Source organism: Dyadobacter sp. CY326, assembly GCF_021390515.1.
Taxonomy (GTDB): Bacteria; Bacteroidota; Bacteroidia; order Cytophagales; family Spirosomataceae; genus Dyadobacter.
This window is the reverse complement of sequence record NZ_JAJUXI010000007.1, coordinates 304101-323785: the sequence shown is the minus strand read 5'-3', so window position 1 is coordinate 323785 and position 19685 is coordinate 304101. Positions and strand designations below refer to the sequence as shown.

Annotated in this window: 18 protein-coding genes; 6 read left to right on the top strand and 12 right to left on the bottom strand. The window is 45.1% G+C overall.

Annotated elements, in window-relative coordinates; all coding sequences use genetic code 11:
* Positions 1–27: 27 nt before the first annotated feature.
* Positions 28–1173 (bottom strand): Gfo/Idh/MocA family protein, encoded by a 1146-nt coding sequence (locus tag LZG73_RS16125; protein WP_233852096.1) that lies wholly within the window; start codon positions 1171–1173, stop codon positions 28–30.
* Between the two features lie 36 nt (positions 1174–1209).
* Positions 1210–2337, bottom strand: coding sequence for a Gfo/Idh/MocA family protein (locus tag LZG73_RS16120; RefSeq protein ID WP_233852454.1), 1128 nt, complete (start codon positions 2335–2337; stop codon positions 1210–1212).
* Between the two features lie 243 nt (positions 2338–2580).
* On the opposite strand from LZG73_RS16120, the gene LZG73_RS16115 reads away from it, so the two are divergent.
* Entirely contained in the window at positions 2581–3816 is a 1236-nt protein-coding gene (locus LZG73_RS16115; protein ID WP_233852095.1) for a sugar MFS transporter, read from the top strand.
* Positions 3817–3885: 69 nt separating this feature from the next.
* Here the strand turns inward: LZG73_RS16115 and LZG73_RS16110 are convergent, their stop codons facing one another.
* Both LZG73_RS16110 and LZG73_RS16105 read right to left on the bottom strand, forming a co-directional pair.
* Complete coding sequence (locus LZG73_RS16110) at positions 3886–6297, bottom strand: endonuclease MutS2 (RefSeq protein ID WP_233852094.1); 2412 nt, start codon at positions 6295–6297, stop codon at positions 3886–3888.
* Between the two features lie 48 nt (positions 6298–6345).
* A complete protein-coding gene (locus tag LZG73_RS16105) occupies positions 6346–6864 on the bottom strand; it encodes a hypothetical protein (RefSeq protein ID WP_233852093.1) in 519 nt (172 codons plus the stop codon).
* A gap of 142 nt (positions 6865–7006) precedes the next feature.
* On the opposite strand from LZG73_RS16105, the gene LZG73_RS16100 reads away from it, so the two are divergent.
* A complete protein-coding gene (locus tag LZG73_RS16100; RefSeq protein WP_233852092.1) occupies positions 7007–7303 on the top strand; it encodes an iron-sulfur cluster assembly accessory protein in 297 nt (98 codons plus the stop codon).
* Positions 7304–7316: 13 nt separating this feature from the next.
* On the opposite strand, the gene LZG73_RS16095 is transcribed toward LZG73_RS16100, so the two are convergent.
* Positions 7317–7889, bottom strand: coding sequence for an NUMOD4 domain-containing protein (locus tag LZG73_RS16095; RefSeq protein WP_233852091.1), 573 nt, complete (start codon positions 7887–7889; stop codon positions 7317–7319).
* Positions 7890–8034: 145 nt separating this feature from the next.
* Between LZG73_RS16095 and LZG73_RS16090 the strand changes: the two genes are divergently transcribed.
* Positions 8035–8394 (top strand): CoA-binding protein, encoded by a 360-nt coding sequence (locus LZG73_RS16090; protein ID WP_233852090.1) that lies wholly within the window; start codon positions 8035–8037, stop codon positions 8392–8394.
* Positions 8395–8400: 6 nt separating this feature from the next.
* On the opposite strand, the gene LZG73_RS16085 is transcribed toward LZG73_RS16090, so the two are convergent.
* The 5 genes from LZG73_RS16085 to LZG73_RS16065 form a co-directional block, all read right to left on the bottom strand.
* On the bottom strand, positions 8401–9402 hold the full coding sequence (locus tag LZG73_RS16085; RefSeq protein ID WP_233852089.1) for a 3-oxoacyl-ACP synthase III family protein: 1002 nt from the start codon (positions 9400–9402) through the stop codon (positions 8401–8403).
* Positions 9403–9452: 50 nt separating this feature from the next.
* Positions 9453–10172 carry a CDP-diacylglycerol--serine O-phosphatidyltransferase gene (gene pssA / locus LZG73_RS16080; protein WP_233852088.1) on the bottom strand — a complete coding sequence of 240 codons (720 nt, stop codon included), beginning with the start codon at positions 10170–10172 and terminating at the stop codon, positions 9453–9455.
* A gap of 37 nt (positions 10173–10209) precedes the next feature.
* Positions 10210–10848, bottom strand: coding sequence for an MBL fold metallo-hydrolase (locus LZG73_RS16075; RefSeq protein WP_233852087.1), 639 nt, complete (start codon positions 10846–10848; stop codon positions 10210–10212).
* Positions 10849–10999: 151 nt separating this feature from the next.
* Positions 11000–11704, bottom strand: a complete 705-nt coding sequence (locus LZG73_RS16070) for a hypothetical protein (protein WP_233852086.1) — start codon at positions 11702–11704, stop codon at positions 11000–11002.
* Positions 11705–11795: 91 nt separating this feature from the next.
* Positions 11796–12500 carry an SAM-dependent methyltransferase gene (locus tag LZG73_RS16065; RefSeq protein ID WP_233852081.1) on the bottom strand — a complete coding sequence of 235 codons (705 nt, stop codon included), beginning with the start codon at positions 12498–12500 and terminating at the stop codon, positions 11796–11798.
* Positions 12501–12580: 80 nt separating this feature from the next.
* On the opposite strand from LZG73_RS16065, the gene LZG73_RS16060 reads away from it, so the two are divergent.
* Positions 12581–13015 carry a hypothetical protein gene (locus LZG73_RS16060; RefSeq protein WP_233852079.1) on the top strand — a complete coding sequence of 145 codons (435 nt, stop codon included), beginning with the start codon at positions 12581–12583 and terminating at the stop codon, positions 13013–13015.
* Here LZG73_RS16060 and LZG73_RS16055 read toward each other — a convergent pair.
* Entirely contained in the window at positions 13008–13784 is a 777-nt protein-coding gene (locus LZG73_RS16055) for an alpha/beta fold hydrolase (protein ID WP_233852077.1), read from the bottom strand. The genes LZG73_RS16060 and LZG73_RS16055 overlap by 8 nt on opposite strands.
* 451 nt (positions 13785–14235) lie before the next feature.
* Between LZG73_RS16055 and LZG73_RS16050 the strand changes: the two genes are divergently transcribed.
* A complete protein-coding gene (locus LZG73_RS16050; protein WP_233852057.1) occupies positions 14236–17592 on the top strand; it encodes a carboxypeptidase regulatory-like domain-containing protein in 3357 nt (1118 codons plus the stop codon).
* A gap of 31 nt (positions 17593–17623) precedes the next feature.
* Here LZG73_RS16050 and LZG73_RS16045 read toward each other — a convergent pair whose 3' ends face one another.
* Positions 17624–18532, bottom strand: a complete 909-nt coding sequence (locus tag LZG73_RS16045) for a patatin-like phospholipase family protein (protein ID WP_233852052.1) — start codon at positions 18530–18532, stop codon at positions 17624–17626.
* Positions 18533–18707: 175 nt separating this feature from the next.
* Here LZG73_RS16045 and LZG73_RS16040 point away from each other — a divergent pair, with 175 nt between their 5' ends.
* Positions 18708–19682, top strand: coding sequence for a polyprenyl synthetase family protein (locus LZG73_RS16040; protein ID WP_233852043.1), 975 nt, complete (start codon positions 18708–18710; stop codon positions 19680–19682).
* The last annotated feature ends 3 nt before the right edge of the window (positions 19683–19685 follow it).

Below are 19685 nucleotides of genomic sequence, written 5' to 3'. Positions count from 1 at the left end.
TTCATTCACTCATTCACTCATTCAAAATTATATTGTTACCCAAGCCTCCGCCCGATTGCTTTCCAAAATCTTCTCACAAATAAGTAATTCACGATATCCATCTGCGAACGTCGGGAATGTTGGGTTTTCGGGTTGTTTGCCGGCTGCGATGGCGGCGTAGACTTCTTTGAACATTTGTTTTGAAGTGTCCGGGAAGCCTTCGTTGTGTCCGCCTGGGAATGTGATCGTTGAGCGGACGTCTTCGTTTACTAATGACGGGTCGCGCAATAGGATTTCATTTGCTTTGTCGCGGTTTCCAATCCACATTTCGTTTGGCGATTCTGAGCACCAGCTGAAAGTTTTCTTTGAACCGGATATTTCCAAGCTCATGCGGTTTTTGCGGCCGGCTGAAACTTGCGAAACAGTGATAACACCTTTGTTTCCATTGTCAAAACGAAGCAAAACATTTGCGTGATCTTCTGTTGTGATGGGAACATCCGCGTAATCTTCTGGCTGCAACATTTTACCGGAATACGTTTCAACGGCTTTGAGCGGCTTTTTGCGCGTTTTATGAACGGTGTTGAAATCGGCCATCACGGCAACGGTTTTCAATCCGGTAATGTATTCAAGAATGTCCATTAAGTGCGAGCCAATGTCGGCAATGGCGCGGGAATCGCCTGATTTGTCTGGTTCAAGACGCCAGTTGTAATCTGTTTGGTAAAATAACCAGTCTTGCAAATATGAACCGATGAAAGAATAAATCTCGCCCAATTCTCCTTTTTCACGCATTGATTTCATTTGACGCGCCAAAGGATAGTAACGCAAATTGAAGTGAACAGCATTGACAAGGCCGGTTTCGGCAGCCAATTTTACCAGTTCTTCTGCCTCATGCAGATCTTTGGCAAGCGGTTTTTCACAAATAACATGTTTCCCGGCAAGCAATGCGGCTTTTGACTGGGAATAATGTAAAAAGTTTGGAGTGCAAATGTGAATCGACTGGATATCGTCCTGTTTTAGTAATTCGTCGAATGTATAGGAACGTGCGATTCCAAGTCCATCTGCTTTCTCTTTGGCAAGCTCGGCGGTAACTTCGCAAAGTGCAGCAACTTCTACATTAGGAAGACGTCGCAAGGCTTCAATGTGAGCGGGCCCGATGAAGCCGGTTCCGACAACGCCAACTTTAATTTTGTCCATAAAAAGGGTATTGAATGAAAGGTGAAAAAGATTAGATCAGAAATTCGTCCACTTGGTGTCCGAAGTGTTTGAGGCAAGCACGGCATCGATGAACTTCATGCCTCTGAGGCCATCCTGCGCGGTTGGGAAATCATAAACAGGATCGACGTCCCGGCCTTCCCAGCGTGCTCTCAAATGGAATGCAAAGTTGCGGTAAAGGTTTGCAAATGCTTCAAAATAACCTTCCGGGTGGCCTGCGGGAATGCGCGTATGAACTTGTGCGGCTTTTGAAAGCTCGCCAACGCCGGTGCGGATAATGCGAGCGCCCTGGTTGGTTTTATGGATCAATGTGTTGGGATCGAGCTGTTTCCATTGCAAGCCGCCGGTTTCGCCGTAAACACGAATGTTCAGGTCGTTTTCCTCACCGTTAGCAATTTGGCTGTTTTGAAGAATTCCTTTTGCGCCATTGTCGAAGCGAAGCAGAATGTTGGCATCATCATCCAGCAAACGGCCTTCTACAAAAATAGTGAGGTCGGCGCAGACCTGTGTTATTTTTAAACCGGTGATGTATTCAGCGAGGTTTTCGGCATGTGTGCCAATGTCTCCGAGGCCTCCCGCAGCGCCTGAGCGTTTAGGATCTGTGCGCCACGCAGCTTGTTTGTTGCCCGTAACTTCTACCAATGTGGCCAGCCAGCCTTGCGGATATTCAACAATCACCTTTCTGATTTTTCCGATTGCGCCGGAAGCAATCAAATGCCTCGCTTCCTTCACCATTGGATATCCAGTATAATTATGTGTTAGACAGAAGAGCAAACCCGTTTTTTCAACCAATGCTGTGATTTCTTCTGCTTCCTCCGTATTCAATGTAATGGGTTTGTCGCAAACGACGTGAAATCCGTTTTCAAGTGCGAACTTGGTTGGCGCCTTGTGCATGTGATTCGGCGTCACAATCGCCACGAAATCCATACGTTCTCCTTCGGGAAGTTGTTTTTCTTTGAGGATCATCTCCTCGAAATCGTTATAAACCCTATCTTCCGGCAAATAAAGTGCCTTTCCAGTCTCTTTGGATTTGGAAGGATCTGAGCTAAACACACCGCAAACCAGCTCTATTTCTCCATCCATTATTGCAGCACGGCGATGGACCCCGCCAATAAAGGCATCGAGCGATCCGCCAACCATACCCATCCTGATCTTTCTTGACATTCCAGTTGGTTTAAAGTTTTGAAAAGATTTTTACAATATTAAAGAGTAGTAAGGATCACTCTTACTTCTTACAAATATAATTTTAACACATAAAAAACACTGCTCACGCTTGATTAAACCAGTAGAAAAAGCGTTTATTTGTTTTTTCTGTGAAATTCTTTCATAAAAACATTAGTCGTCGGGCTCTTAATTATCTCATTTTAAATAACAAATCCTTTTAGTCTCATGACTCAAACAATCAATAGCGACAGGCTTTTTAATGCCAGTTGTTTTGCGCTCATCACAACCGCTTTTTCTTTCAGTATCAGGGCGGGGATCCTTCCACAGTTGGGTGTTGAATTTAATCTAACGGCGGAACAACTCGGCTTTATTAATTCAATGTTTTTCGCTGGATTTCCGTTGTCTATGATCATTGGAGGGCTCGTTTATCATTCTGTTGGCCCCAGAATTATTATGCAGGTCGCTTTGGTTTGCCACATTATCGGAATTTTATTGACGATTTATGCAGGCGGATACACAGGACTGCTTGTTTCTACATTCTTCATCGGGATTGGAAATGGTTGCACTGAGGCTGCTTGTAACCCAATGATTGCCGACACTTACGACGGTTTGAAAATGAATAAAATGCTGAACCGCTTTCATATGTGGTTTCCGGGTGGAATTGTAGTCGGTAGTTTAATTTCAAAATTCATGACCGATGCTAACCTGGGATGGCAGGCTCAAATCTGGGTGATTATGATTCCGACCGTAATTTATGCATTCTTGTTTTGGGGACAGGCTTTTCCTAAACCGCACATTGCAGGTGTAACTTCTATCGGCGAGAACCTGAAAGCAATGGCTACGCCTCTTTTCATATTTATTTTCGCTTGCATGGCTCTGACTGCTATTTCGGAGTTCGGACCACAGCAGTGGACAGGGTTGATCATGAGCAAAAGTGGTGCAAGCCCTATGCTTATTCTTGCGCTCGTAACAGGCTTAATGGCTTTGATTCGCTTCTTCGCCGCGCCTATCGTGAAAGTGCTTGGCGCAACCGGAATTCTTTGGGGATCGTCCATATTGGCTGCAATTGGTATTTATTTGTTCAGTACAGTAACTGGCGGAGCGGCTTATGCAGCTGCGGTAATTTTTGCCATGGGCGTTGGGCTTTTCTGGCCAACAATGATCGGGTTCATTGCTCAGAATGTGCCATTAAGCGGTGCTTTGGGAATGTCCATCGTGGGTGGCGTAGGGATGTTCTCAACGGCAATCTGGCAGCCTGTTATCGGTAGATGGTTGGATGATGCCAAAGCTGAAAAAATAGCGGCAGGATTAACAGGTGATGAAATGGAACTGGCTGCCGGTCAGGCAACGCTTAGCACCATGATCATTTTCCCAGCGATCCTGATTGTGGCATTCGGTATTTTGTTTTTCTGGATGAAAGGCCGTCCTGCTACTACAACTGCGGCAGCAGGAGCACATTGATTTGTGCCAATAAAAACAAAAAAGGGGGTGCCAATCGGCACCCCCTTTTTTGTTACGTCCAAGAAGAAATTAGCATTTCAACTTCACAATGGTTACACCCGCACCGCCGCGGTCCGGATGCTCGTCCTGCATGCCTGAGACCTGTGCATAGCCGCGTAAATGATTCCTTACCAGCGTTCTCAGAATGCCGTCGCCTTTCCCGTGCACAATGCGCAGCTCGTCGTAACCTAGCATAATGGCATTATCCATAAACTGGTCCACTAAGCCCAATGCTTCTTCACCGCGTTTGCCGCGCATATCCAGATTAAAGCTAAAATTGAGCATGCGTTCATTCAAATCAACGCCTTTCGCGCTCGTTTTTAGCTTCTTTTCGCCGGTTGCAGCCTTGTAAGTTTTGTTTGAAACCTTTTCAAGCCGGTTGAGTTTAATTGTCGATTTCAAATCGCCAATCCGGACTTCCGCATCCTTTCCTCTCAATCCAATGACCTCGCCAATGGCAGTTTGTCCAAGAATCCGAACGTAACTTCCGGGTGTAATGTCGCCTGCTTCTGGCTCAAAAACCTCTTCTGCTGGCGCTGTCTCCACGACTTGTTCGAGTTCAAGATTTTTCTTGCCAAAGTTTTCAAGCTCAACCCTTACGGTCTTCGTTTTCTCTTTCTCGGCCTTATTTTCTTTTATTTCGCGAATCGTGTTTTCAATGAGCTGATTTGCGTCGGAAATGAGGTTTTTGGCTTTTTGCTTGGCCTCATTGACGATCTTCTTCTCATTGTTTTCAAGATTTTCTTTCAGCGAAGTGTAGTCAGCAAGTTGTTTAGTGAGCTTGCGCTCCTTAATGCCAACCTCTATATTTTTTTCTGCGAAAACCCTTCTTTCAATGTCGAGTTCTTTCAAAAGCTTTTCGAAATTCACTTGCTGCGTTCCCAGTTTTTCTTTCGCACGATCCACGACTGCATTCGGTAAACCGATTTTTGAAGCGATTTCAAATGCGAAAGAACTTCCCGGCCTGCCAATTTCCAGTTGGTAAAGCGGCTCTAAATGTTCTCCGTCAAACCGCATTGCACCGTTTACCAATCCTTCCGTCTTGTCTGCAAGCACTTTCAGGTTCGTATAATGCGTGTTGATGACGCCATAAGCGCCCGATTTGGTCAGATTTTCCAGAATCGCTTCTGCAATTGCACCGCCAAGGCCAGGCTCTGTTCCCGTTCCGAATTCATCGATCAGGAACAATGTGCGTCGGTTGGCCATGGCCAAGAAATGGCGCATGTTGGTCAAATGCGAACTGTATGTGCTGAGGTCATTTTCAAGCGATTGCTCATCACCAATGTCAATGAAAATGTTTTGGAAAAAGCCCATCGTCGAACCTTCCGCAACTGGCACGAGCAGGCCACATTGAAACATGTATTGAATCAGACCAACGGTTTTGAGCGACACGGATTTCCCGCCTGCATTGGGTCCGGAGACGATGAGAATCCGCTCTTTTTCCTGTAATGTAATGTTTAGCGGAACAACTTTCTTGCCTTGTTTTTGAAACGAAAGGTGCAATAACGGATGACGTGCGTCGCGCCAATCGATAAACTGTTTGTTAAAAAACGGCGGATTAATCGCGCTCATTTCCGCAGCTAATTTTGCCTTTGCTCTGAGGAAATCCATCAACCCCAGAAATCCATATGCTTTTTGCAGATCCGGAACATAGGGCCTTAGCTGGGCAGTCAGTTCCAGCAAGATCCGATTAATCTCACGGCGCTCTTCATATTCAAGCTCGCGGATCTCATTATTGGATTCGAAAACGTCAGTTGGCTCAATGAAAACGGTCTGGCCTGTTGCGGATTCATCGTGAATGAAGCCGCGCAGTTTTCGCTTATGCTCGGCAGCAACAGGAATCACCATGCGTCCATTCCGAACTGTGAGCGACACGTCATCACCGATCCAGCCATTGCTGCGTGCCGATTTGAGGATCGTGTCCAGCATTTTTCGAATGCCCGATTGCTCGGATATCAGCCTTTTTCGGATTCTGGACAATTCCGAAGAAGCCGAGTCCCGAATTTGTCCACGGTCGTCGATAATGCGGTCAATGGCGTCGGTTATCGGTTTTTCTACGCGAATGGTTTTCGCATATTCACCAAGAATGGGATAGGCTTCCGGTTCTTCATTCTCAAAAAATCGCAGGCAGAGCCGGATTGTCAGCAAGGAAACCTTAATGTCTGAAAACTCCTGTTGCGTGAGCAGCATTCCTTCAATGGCGGCGCGTCGCAAATACGAAGTTGCGTCAATGTAGTTTTGAGAAGGGAAATTTTCGCCGATTTGCATAATCTTTTGCATCTCAGCCGTTTGACTCACCAGCTTTTCTACAAGCCCGAAATTTTCTGAAAATTTAATTTTTTCAACAAAATTCTGGCCGAGGGGGCTTATACAGGCTTCTTTCAACCTTTCCCGGAGCTTATCGAAACCTAATTTTTGTTCTAATGTATTGGGATAAAGCATTTTATATTTTTTTGCTTTCAGCCATTGGCAGTCAGCTTCTTGTCTAAATTAAAATAGTGTTCTAATTTCTTCTTTCAGCACTTTCAATGCATGCGCGGAGGGCTGCACTTCTTTTTCGATTACGTGCGAGAATATTTTTTTCGCAAGATCCGCAGGCGGCGCTTCACCGGGAATTTCAGTTGCGGCCTGATTTATCACGGCAACCGTTTCATTCATTGCATTGGTAATTTGCTCCCACGCATTGCTGCTGATATACATTTGCTGCGCCACATTGTGATTATATTCTTCGCGAATGTCCTGTAACAAAATTTGCTGCAATTCCAGCGCGCTCATTGCGGAGGGCACCAGTCTTAACAACAAATTATTGGGTGCAATGCGTTCTAAAAACAGACACATGCGCTCATAAGCTTGCAATCGCAGCGGGAGGGTGATGCCTGTATGTTTGCCGCGGATTTCCCATTTTTGCCTGTCCGCAAACTTGTCGGCCAAAGTCGTGATCGTCGCGTAAACGCCGAAGATGATGGCGGCGCCCAGAATGACAATGGCAAGCAATATGTAATATTCCATAATTTTAGAGTGCTGATTTATCAATTAAACCGCAAAATTAAAGGAATAACTGCATCAAGCGCAGATTTATTTGAAATAGCGAATGGATTGCCAGCGAATGGTGTTCATTGTGATACGCATCAAAAAGCATTGCAAATTATACATGGAAAGTCCGGTTCAACTTACGGAAAAAGCCAAGCTGGAAATCAAGACTACGCTTGCTGCCAACAAAATACCGGAAACATACGGATTAAGGGTGGGGCTGAAAGGTGGTGCGTGCAGCGGAACGTTCCTGTTGGGTTTTGATACAGCGACAGAGCATGATCAGACCTATCACGTTGACGGCATTAAAGTGTTTGTGGACAAGAGACACCTCATGTATGTAATCGGCCTGTCGGTCGACTATGAGGAAGGAGCGAACGGCAGCGGTTATACGGTTTCGACTGAGGAGAAAAAGTAATTAAGTATTTGTTTTAATCCTCAATGGTTACATGCTTCCAGTTTTCACCCGAACGAATCCGGTTCAGCTGCGTATGGGTAATGCCAAACTGCTTGGCGATCATTTTTAAGCGGTTATTGTCATTTTTTAACAGCTTTTTAATAATCCGCACTTTGCTTTCCGTCAATTTATAGTTCTTCGTTCTCCTTGGGATTACGCGGTTAATAAAAGCGGGATTTTCACGATTGTGATCGATCATCTCGACCTTTGTCACCCATTTCAAGTTTTCGAAATAGTTGTTTTGTTTTTCAAAATCCGAGTGAATCACGAAAATATGATCGTCACTTGGCTTGTCTACAAAATGCTCTGCAACCAGTTTGTGTACGTATCTGTTGATGGTCTTTCCTCCCGCCACACGTATATTAAGCGACCTGTAACCTTGTATTACAGACCCTTTTATCACAATTCCTTCCTTGGGATTGTTCTGGAAACTTTTCAATCTGCCGTAATTCGAGACTTCGTAATGAGGAGCATTCTCAATTTCGTCGAATAAAATTTTAGCCCATTTTTCGTTCCAGAAACTCCGACTCACATTTGACTCATTCATCTTAATACAATATATAATTGGTTTTTAGAGCTATTTTAGGCATTATCGTCGCCGGGTTTTTTCCTGGGGAAACGAATTCGCAATCTTTCATTGTTTATAGTGTGTTAGGAACACAATTCCTCATTCGTCAACAAAACTGAAAAGTATGAAGCGCACCTTAATCATCGGAGCAACCTCAAATCCTTCCAGATATGCCTATCTGGCTGCACAGAAACTCAGAACATACGGACATCCGATATTGCTGCTTGGGCGAAGAAAAGGCAATGCATTAGGTGAAGAAATACATTTGGACAAAATAGAATGGAAAGATGTAGACACTGTAACGCTATACATTAATCCTAGCCACCAGCCCGAATACTATAATTATATCATTTCTTTAAATCCTAAACGCGTCATCTTCAACCCTGGCACCGAGAATCCTGAATTTAAAAGCATCTTGGCCGATAAAAATATCATACCAATAGAGGGATGCACATTGGTGATGCTTTCGATAGGCCAATATTGAAGATTTTTACCACCTGATGAGCGCAGATGCCCAGGTGAAACCGCTTCCAAATGCTGCGAGGCAAATCAAATCACCGTCTCGCAGCCTTCCTTGTTCCCAGGCTTCCGCCATCGCAATCGGAATAGATGCGGCCGTTGTATTGCCAAAACGTTGAATGTTATTAACAACTTGCGCCTCTTCCAGACCCATTTGCTGGCGGACATAGTCGCTGATACGGATATTGGCCTGGTGCGGAATCAGTAAATTGAGGTCGCTTTGCTGGAATCCGTTGGCTTCCAGAGCCTCATTGATGACCTCGCCAAAACGCACAATGGCATGCTTGAAAACTGCATTTCCATTCATATGCACATTAAATCCACCCGCATCGAGCATTTCTTTGGTGACTGCCCGGCCCGGCCTGCTGCTGCCTGGTTCTTTCACATAAAGATCTTCCGCAAAACGCCCGTCAGCATGAAGGTGTGTAGATAATATACAATGTTGGGGATCTTCAGTGGCGGTAAGAACCGCTGCTCCCGCGCCGTCTCCGAAGATTACAGCCGTATTTCGGCCCTCTGTGCTTCGGTCGATCCACGACGATTGTATCTCGGAACCGACAACTAGTGCGGACTTGTACATGCCGGATTTAATGAACTGGTCGGCGATCGACAAAGCATAAACAAAACCGGAACATTGCTGACGAATGTCGATCACGGGCTTGCCATCCATGCCGAGCTCGCGCTGCATCAGGAATGCCGAGCCTGGGAAAAAGTAATCGGGTGTAATTGTTGCGTAAACAATCACGTCAATGTCATTGGGTTGCAAGCCGGCGCGTTCCAGTGCCTGACGTGAGGCTGCGGTGGCCATGCTCGCATTGGTGTCTTTGCCATGCTCAAAGTAACGCCTTTCCTTAATCCCGGTCCTTTCCTGTATCCATTCATCCGAAGTCTCCATCCATCTGGTCAGATCGTTGTTCGTGATGATGTTATCAGGGACATAATAACCAAGACCAGTGATTTTAGAAAAAGCCATACTTTTTTATAGAATAATAATGTGAGTCAAGGGCAAAAGTGCAACAAAAACTAAATGTTACCAATCGATCGGTTCTTTTTAGTAAAGTTGTCGACGACCGAGAGGAGGATGTAAAGAATGATGATTGCCGGAACGGCCAGAATTTTGAAAGCCACTATTAAAACGATCGTGAGCGCGATCAGGATGAAGCGAAATTCATTGCCTTTCCAACCGAAATTCTTGAATTTCAATGCAATAAGCGGCATTTCCATTACGAGTAAGAAGGACATAACGACCGAAAATAGGAGCAGATTGGTCGTGTTTACAATAATGTCTTTCCAAAATGAATCTTCGGTCAAAAGAATGATGGGCAAGGATGCGATCAACATTGCGTTGGCTGGCGTAGGAACGCCAATGAACGAATCTGACTGCCTTGGATCGTTGTTGAATTTTGCAAGCCGGATGGCGGAAAAAATTGCGATGATGAATGCGGGATAAGCTTTCCAAATGCCAAACAGATCCGGAATGCTTTGCATAAGAAGCTGATAAACAATGATGGAAGGCAGCAATCCAAAAGTGACCATGTCCGCAAGCGAATCCAGATCTTTTCCAATGGCAGAGCTTACCTTTAATAATCTGGCTAAAAAGCCGTCAAAAAAATCAAATATCAATGCGACACCGACCAGAATGCATGAAATGACGAGGTTATTATGAAATGCTTCGACAACTCCAATGCAGCCGCAAAGAAGATTTCCACACGTAAGGGCATTGGGAAGATTGCGGCGGATCATTTGTTTTGAGAAAGGTTGTGATGAATGTTGGTGGCGGTTATTGAAAGAAAGGATTGTTTTTCTTCTCAAAACCAATGGTGGTCGGCTGCATATGGCCTGCGTAGACTTTGTAATCGTCGGGCAGGGTGAATAATTTGTTTCGAATGCTCGCCAGCAATGTCGCATGGTTGCCGCCGGGAAGGTCCGTTCTGCCAATGCTCATGTAAAACAGCACATCGCCGCCGATGACAAACTCGTCCGCTGCGCTTACGAAAGCAACGTGCCCCGGCGCGTGTCCCGGAACGAAAAGCACATCCAGGGTGGAATTCCCGAAACGCACAACTTCTCCCTCAACCAGATAACGATCAATTTCCGGTTCATCAAATTGATAAAAACCGTAATTAGACGCATAAGTCTTCACTGCTTTCAGATAAGGCTCATCAATTTGATGCAATGCAAAAGGAATGTTGTATTTTCTTTTTACACCCGCAACGCCCAAAACGTGATCAATGTGCGCGTGTGTGTTGATTATCTCAACGGGTTTCAGTCCATTGGTTTCGATGAAATCATATAATTCCTGAAACTCGTGTTTCTCAAAGCAGCCGGGGTCAATAATGACCGCTTCGCCCGTTTCGTCAAAAAGGACAAAGGTGTTTTCCGAAAACGCGTTGAAAGTAAACTGCTGAACTGATATCATTTAATTTCTGTAAAAAGCCACATGATCATTCGGCGAAGTTACAAAACTTTGGAAACCGACCTGAAATGGCTCTGCATATTAACAAAAAACAAAAGCGCCGCCACTTTAAATGTGACAACGCTTTGTACAATCGTTGTTTTGAAATGTTAGATCATTGCGGATCGAGGAAAACCCTGATCCGGTCATAATATAATGTTGTAAGCCCTTCAAAGCCAGAGTCAGTTCCCACGAACAGCCAAATTTCGCCAGCCTCATTGGCTTTTACGGTCAATGTTTTGCTGCCGCTATTCTTTTGCACAAGCTTATAAGCCGCGGTTGCTTCTCCATTCGAAACATTTCCAAGCACGATTGCATCCGCCCCTTCCTGCGACTGATGGCCTTTGTCGAGATTGAACTGATACATTTTATCCTTAACCACCCGATTCGGCTGAGTCGGTGATGCACCGGCCTTCAAATAAACAGAGCTTCCCGGCGATCCACCGATTCCGACGCTGTTCTCAGGATATTGCGTGCCCAGCGTAATTTCAAATGATATATTGTAAGTCTGGTTAGGATTGAATCCGGTAACCTTTTTCTTCAAATACATAAACATATCATCGCTGCGGTTATGACTTTCCATGCGATACGCGTATTTGGTTGAATCGATTGCTTTGGGAAGCCGCGCACGGCCCGCGCTCATTTCAAATGTCGTTGAATCTGTTTCCGTGGAGTAGTCCGAAAATTGCGCCACCCAGCCGTCAGTGCCAGTTTCAAAAGCAGAGTCGGAAACAAAAACAGGGTCCAGCGAGTCGTCATCATTACATCCGGACATCAGGCCCGTGAGGGATAATGCTGTCCATAACATCCATTGCTTCATGGTGTATTTAATTTGGTTGAGTTATTGTTATTAATCACCATTAGGAGCAGGTTTCGGTGCATTTGGTTGGAAGAATGGCTGATCTTTTCTGCTAACCAATCAGGAAAATGGTCGGTTTTTTATGCAGATCCGGCTTGTTCATTTTCCAGTTCTTGACCGGCAATGTTTTGATAAATTCATCATTTCCAGTCACATTAGCGGCAATGCAAAGCAGCGTGTCCGGCGCGCACGCTTCCAAAATCGCCTCCAAAAAAGAATTGTTCCGGAAAGGTGTTTCCATGAAAATTTGTGTTTGCCCGTGCTGTCTTGCATCTCTTTCAATTTGCTGCAACGCTTTTTTTCTTTCTGCTTTATCAATGGGCAAATAACCGTGAAAGGCAAACGACTGTCCGCTCAGTCCGGAAGACATTAATGCAAGCAAAATCGACGAAGGGCCAACCAGCGGAACAACCTGCATGCCAAGCCTGTGCGCAATGCCAACTGCCACCGCGCCTGGGTCTGCAACGCCCGGGCAGCCTGCCTCCGAAAGCACGCCCGCATCCTCGCGAAGGCTGCGCATATGCTCCATGGTAACGTTTTCGGGGGTGTCTTTGTGCAGCTCGATGAAGGTGATTTCATCGATCACTTTGCCAATTTTAAGGCTGCTGATGAATCGCCGCGCAGTCCGGACATTTTCCACAAAAAACACATTCAAATTCTTAATGCTGTCCACAATTTGCGGACTTAGCACCTGGTGCTGTGTGTCTTCTGCTAATATGGTTGGAATGAGATAAAGCTTTGTACGGGGCTGATTCATAAGTTAATGCAAAATTTAAATGGCCTTCCAACCTTATGCATGCGATTTGTATCATAAGGGAAAGAACAAAGTTAAATACAATGAAACGACTACTATACATTCCCCTTTGTATAGCCCTGCTTTTATCTTGCACAGAAAAAGAGGACATGTCTGCGATGACCGCCTATGCTTTTGAGACGATCCAGGGAAAATGGTATCTCACCGCAGTAGAAAAAAATTCCATCGACGGCACCAAAAATATCTGGGAGCAAGTGGCTGCCGGCAAGGCAGATACGCTCGTTTTTCGGGCGGATGGCGTGGTGCTGGATGCGTCGGGTAAGCCTGCCTGCTGTGTGCCAGGAGCATTCATTATCAACGGCAATTTAATGGAGGTCAGGCCGCAAACTGCGGTTCCGGCCAATCCGTTGTGTGCATCGGTGAATTGTGTGAATTGCCCGAGCTGGGATATACAATTGAATGGCAATGAGATGATTATGACGCAATGCAACAAACCCAGACTTAAATTTATCAGATAGGCCGTTCAAGAAACTGCATTAGGATCGCAACGAACGCTTTGGGCTGTTCTGCCTGCACCCAATGTCCTGCGTCTTTCACGGTTTCGAGTTTGGCATTTGGAAATATTTTCAGTATTCCTTCCCAGTCTTCATCTTGAATGTAATTGGAGTTCTCGCCCCGCATGAAAAGGGTGGGAGCTTCAATTTTTTGTTTTGACACGATCTCAGAACCCACTTTGGCCATATCCGTCGTCAGCAACGGCAAGTTAAATCGCCAGCCAAAACCGCCTTCTTCCTTTCTGTATAAATTTTTCAGCAAAAACTGGCGAACAGCCAATATCGGCTCATAAGCGCTCAGGATTTCGTCAGCCTGATTTCTCGTTTCGATTTCGTCAATTGGAATGGCATTCAGTCCTTCCAGAATTTTCCTGTGATGGATCGGGTAAGCTTTTGGGCCAATGTCAACAACGACGAGCTCGGAGAATGTGCCCGGATAAGTTACGGCATATTCCATAACCGCTTTTCCACCCATTGAATGTCCGACCAAAATCGGGTTTGTAATCTGATGTTCGTCCAGAAAACCTTTCAAATCCGCTGCCAGTGTCGGGAAATCCAGTGGACCTTCATGCGGAGATCTTCCGTGATTGCGCTGGTCTACAAGATAAACCTTGAAGCCGTGCTCCGAAATGGTTTTGCCAATGGTAAGCCAGTTATCCAAAAAACCGAAAACGCCATGAAGAATGATCATTGGCCTGCCACTTTCACCGATTTGTTTATAGTTAAGCTGCATCAAATTATGGGTTAATGTTTTTTTCTGTCATGCAGAAGTAATACTAATGTCAGGGATTGTAAAGTAGTTCCTGAGCTGGTTAATTCCAGTTGGATTTGATTCGGGGCAAAGTTAGTTGCGGACTGGATTTGCAGTAAAGCAGCCATTGTTTTTTTTACCAAAAAATATTTCTGTTTGACTCAAAAAAAACTTTCGTCAGACCAAAAACACGTTTAAAAGCATTGGGACGCATCTGTCAGTTTCTTAACAATTTGTTAATCTGAAAAATATTGAAGTATTGTTACGAATTTCTGAATTATTCCAAGAAATCAGGCAGTTACGAGGAATACTATTGCATTTTAGTAGGATTTGCGTTTTTGTTATTGAAATAAAAAAAAACTTATTTTACGGTAAATATTACTCATCAGCATTGATGAAGCTACTAATATTACAAACCAAATCAACCAAATTTATGAACCAGAAAAGTTTACTTTTCAGGGCAGCGGGACTCGCGCTGGTCGTCTTTCTATTAACCCTGTTTGGCCCGAATGTTCAGGCGCAGGTAACTTCATCAGCAATCACGGGTCGTGTTGCAGACAGCAAAGGTGATGTATTGCCGGGCGCAACTGTCGTAGCAATTCACGTTCCGTCAGGAAGTAAGTATGGCTCCATCACAAACGAACAAGGTCTTTACACAATTCCGGCGGTTCGCGTTGGCGGGCCTTACACGGTGACCGTATCATTTGTGGGTTATAATGACAAATCGCAGGAGAACATTTACGCTAACCTGGGAACTGCCGCGAACGTAAACTTCGATTTGCAGGACGGCGGAACGGAATTGAGCGAAGTGGTTGTGACAGGCGCGGGGAGCGACATTTTCAGCTCGGACCGTACGGGTGCAGCAACGACTTTTAACAAAGGTTTGCTGACCAGCCTTCCTACTTTGGGAAGAACGCTGAACGACATTACGAAATACAATGCTTACGGAAATGGGCGCTCATTTGGAGGCCAGGACAGCCGTTACAACAACTTTACCATTGATGGTTCTGTGTTCAACAACGGTTTCGGGTTGGGTAACGAGGCTGCTGCGGGTGGCCGGACAGGTTCAAGTGCGATCTCTCTGGACGCAATTGAAGAAGTTCAGATCAACATTGCGCCTTTCGACGTGCGCCAATCGGGCTTTGCGGGTGCTGGCATTAATGCCGTAACGCGCTCAGGAACGAATGAAATTTCGGGTTCTGTTTTTCACTTTTTCAAAAACAAAAGCCTTGCGGGTGACAAACCAGATGGTAACACGATCAAAATCAACGAATTCAATGAGAAAACGACTGGATTCCGCCTCGGTGGGCCAATCGTTAAGAACAAGCTTTTCTTCTTTGTAAACGGTGAATTTGTAAAACGTTCAAGCCCTGCGTTGGATTTCGTGCTTAACCGTGGCCAAACGGGAAGCAACGTTTCCCGCACAACTGCTGCCGATCTTGAAGATTTAGGCGCATTCATGAAAGAGAAATTCAATTATGATATCGGTGCAATCGACGGGTTCAACAATGAAAATACAAGTAAGAAATTCCTTGGCCGCATTGACTACAACATTAGCGACGCGCACAAGCTGACATTGCGTTACTCGCACCACGATTCTGATTCGGACGTTTTGATCAGCCAAAGCAACAGCAGCAACACGGCAGGTTTTGGTAACCGTACGAATTCACTTTCCGCGATTTCTCCTGAAAACACAGGTTACATTATCCAGGATAACACGCGTTCTTTTGTAGCGGAATTGAATTCCAACTTTGGAGGAAAATTTGCCAACAACCTGATCGGAACATTTAACAAGCAAATCGAGGACAGAAAATACAAAGCGCCTATTTTCCCAACGGTTGAAATCCAGAAGGACGGGTCAACTTATACAACAATCGGTTCGGACCCTTTCACGCCGAACAACCGTCTGGATTATTCAACATTGAACATCACAGATAACCTGACTTATTTCGCCGGAAAACACACGCTTACGGCTGGTGCTTCTTACGAATATTTCAAGTCGAACAACTTGTTCTTCCCAACCTCAAACGGTGTTTATGTTTTCAAATCGATTCAGGATTTTAAAAATGCAGCCAATGCATATCTTGCTAATCCAAATTTGACCGTTGCGCCGGACACATTGGTTCGTTTCAACTATCGCTATTCGTTGCTTCCAGGCCAGGCACCACCTTGGCAGGTTTTCAAAACGCAAACGATCAGCCTTTATGTGCAGGACGAATATCAGGTTGCACAAAACTTAAAGGTTACCGCTGGTCTTCGTGGCGATTATATCACGATCCCGAACACTTCAAAACAATATTATAATGCAGATGTGGCTGCTATCGAATTTAAAGATCCAGCTGGCAAAGCTTACAATGTAAACACGGGTAATGTGCCAAAGTCACGCATCTATCTGTCTCCACGTATTGGTTTCAACTGGGATGTGAAAGGAAACCGCACTACGCAGGTTCGCGGTGGAACGGGATTGTTCTTGTCAAGAATTCCTTATGTGTTGATCTCTAATCAGCTGGGTAACAATGGTGTGAATTCTGCAACGGTGGCTGGAAGTAACACAACGGCATATCCATTTACATTAGATCCGTCACGCTACAATCCGGAAGAGGATAAAACTACTAAACTGACTGGTTATCAGGTGAATGCATCGGATGAGAACCTGAAATTCCCACAAGTTTGGAAAAGTAACATTGGTATTGATCAGCAATTGGGCTGGGGCGTTGTAGCGACGGTTGAAGGGATCTTTAACAAAAACTACAATGCATTGCGCTACATTGACGTAAACTTGAAGGCGCCAACGACAGAGTTTGTAGGCGCAGATACACGTGATCGCTTTGCTGGTTCAGGTCTGAGCGGAAGCGCGGCAACAATTGCTCGTTCGGTTTCAGATAAAGTTTCCAATGTTTACGTTTTGACCAATACAAACAAAGGTTATTCTTACTCAATCACTGGTAAACTTGAAAAAGCGGCAGTGCGCGGCTTCGGTGGAATGATTGGTTACACTTACGGACAAGCGAAGGACATCGCTTCGGTTTCCAGCACAGTTGAAGGAAACGTTCCGGGTGTTAATGGTCTGAATTATCTGGATCTTGCATGGTCGGGTAACGACTTGCGTCACCGGTTTGTGGGTTATATAACTTATCGCAAAGAATACGGCGGTAAAATCGGTGGAGCAACCATGTTCACATTGGGTGGTGTTTCCAACAGTGGATCGAAGATTTCTTACATCAGCTCTACGGACATGAATGGCGACGGTCAGAACAATGACTTGTTGTTTGTCCCAAAAAATGCTTCCGATGTTTCTTTCTCCACATTGACCACAACTGTTAATGGAAAGGCTTACACATTCTCTCCTGAGCAGCAGTCGGCAGCTTTTCAGCAATACATTGATAACCACCCATATTTGTCAAAAAGAAAAGGACAATACACAGAACGTAACGGCGGCGCATATCCTTGGTTGACAAGATTCGACTTCACTGTTGAGCAGGATTTCTATGTAAAAGTTGGAGCGAAAAACAAGAAAAACATCATTCGCCTGAGAGCTGACGTTTTCAACATTGGCAACATGATCAACAACAAATGGGGCGTAGGAAATCAGGTGACTGTTTCTTCAAACTCCACGCAGTCCAACCCGCTTAACTTTGCAAGCGTGTCGGCAAATGGAGTTCCTTCTTACAGAATGGGAACGCAGATTGTAAACGGAGAACCTGTTTTGGTTCGTGATGCATTTGTTAAGTCGCAAACAATCAATGATGTTTGGCAGGCACAAATTGGTATTCGTTATATTTTTAACTAAGCAAACAATCGCTGGTTAGCACAAAGCCCGGTCATATGGCCGGGCTTTTTTTATTCACAATCGACTCAATCCCCGCCCGATAACCTTCCACGATAAGCCTCGAAATGTCGTCTGATGTGAAATGCTGCAAATCCAGAAAAAGTGGCACTGCGGGACGGATGACGGTCAGTCTCATTGGCTTGTCTCGTAGATTGGAACGGTCCACGTAGGATTCGGCCCAGGCGACGTTGCTGTTAACAATTTGATTCACCGTGATATCCCGGACGCGCTCGATGAGCGTGATGAGGTTGCGCGAATTCATGTCTTCGGGTTGATATAGAAGCGGTGAATGGCAGGCTATGAGCACGATTTCAGTCGCGCCGTCTTCAATCGCCTGGCGAATGGGCGCGACCTCACGTAAGCCGCCGTCCAGATAAAGTTGCTGCTCAATTTCAACAGCCGGCATCAGCATGGGAATGGATGAGCTTGCACACACATAACTTAGAAAATGCCGGTTTTCCGGCGAAGCATATTTCATTTCCCCACTGCCAATATTCACCGCGCCCACTTTAATTTTGACTGGACTATTGGCAATAAAAGCATCATTGACATGCTTGCGGATTAATGTATGCAACGGCAGGGGATCTACGATGCCTTCGAAACGGCTCATTAATGTTGCCATTCCAAGACTCACCCTCGAACGAAGCATGGAAATATCCTGCGGTTGTGTAATGTTCTTGATCCAGAATTCGAGCAGCTTTCTTCCTGCGAGGGGCCATTTGACTTCCTTCTTTTCCAGCAATTGTTTCCCGGTTTCATTGGCAAGAAACGTTGCATTCAATGCACCGACGGAGATGCCGTAAACCATCTCGGGCTCAAAGCCATTTTCCAGTACAGCCTGTATAACGCCGACCTGAAAGGCCCCTTTCATTGATCCCCCGCCCAGAACTAGTGCTTTCATGTAAATTCTAATTTTTTCAATTCTAAACATTTTCAAAATTAAATTGATATAAACAGAAGATTTTATTCCAAATTTGAAGATTAGAGTTCAGAAGCATGAAAAGCTTAAAATTGAGGCTGCTTTTGTTCTTCGCCTTTTATATCAGGAGGGATCGTAACGGCCCTCGTCCATTAATATGACCCTTTCAGTAAAGGAAATTCAGGTCCCGATTGCAGATGAAATGAAGGCTTTTGAGCACAAATTTCGTCAGTTTATGAAAAGTGATGTAATGCTGCTGGACCAGATCATGAATTACATTGTTCGCCGCAAGGGAAAGCAGCTCCGGCCCATGTTTGTGTTTCTTTCGGCTGGCGTTTGCGGGCAAATCTCCGAGTCCACACACAGAGGCGGCGCACTAATCGAGCTTTTGCACACTGCTACACTTGTGCACGATGATGTGGTGGATGACTCCAATTATCGCCGCGGTTTCTTCTCCGTCAATGCATTATGGAAAAATAAAATCGCAGTTTTGGTGGGTGATTATCTGCTTTCACGCGGATTGCTTTTGTCTGTGGATCATGGTGAATTTGAAATCCTGAAAATTGTTTCCACCGCCGTTCGGGAATTGAGTGAAGGGGAACTGCTGCAAATTGAGAAAGCGCGAAGACTGGACATTAACGAAGAGGTTTACTATCAGATTATCAAGCAAAAAACGGCCTCGCTGATTGCTTCCTGCTGTGCCGTAGGCGCTAGTTCAGTGGGCGCAACTGCGGACATTGTGAAGCGCATGCATGCTTTTGGTGAAAAAGTAGGCATGGCTTTTCAGATCAAAGACGACCTTTTTGATTATGGCGAAGATGAAATCGGGAAACCGCTGGGCATTGACATTAAAGAGAAAAAAATGACCCTGCCGCTCATTTATGCCCTCAATAAAGCAAGCTGGCTTGAAAAAAGAAGGATCATCAATATCATCCGTAACGAAAGTCACAAACCCAAGAAAGTAAGCGAGGTGATAGCATTCGTTAAGGAGTCGGGTGGGCTGGGTTATGCGCAGCAAGTGATGCAGCGTTACGTTGAAGAGGCGCGTGCTTTATTATATGAATTTGCGGATTCTCCACACAGGCGTTCGCTCGAACAGCTTGTTCAATACACCATTGATAGAAGTAAGTAGCTC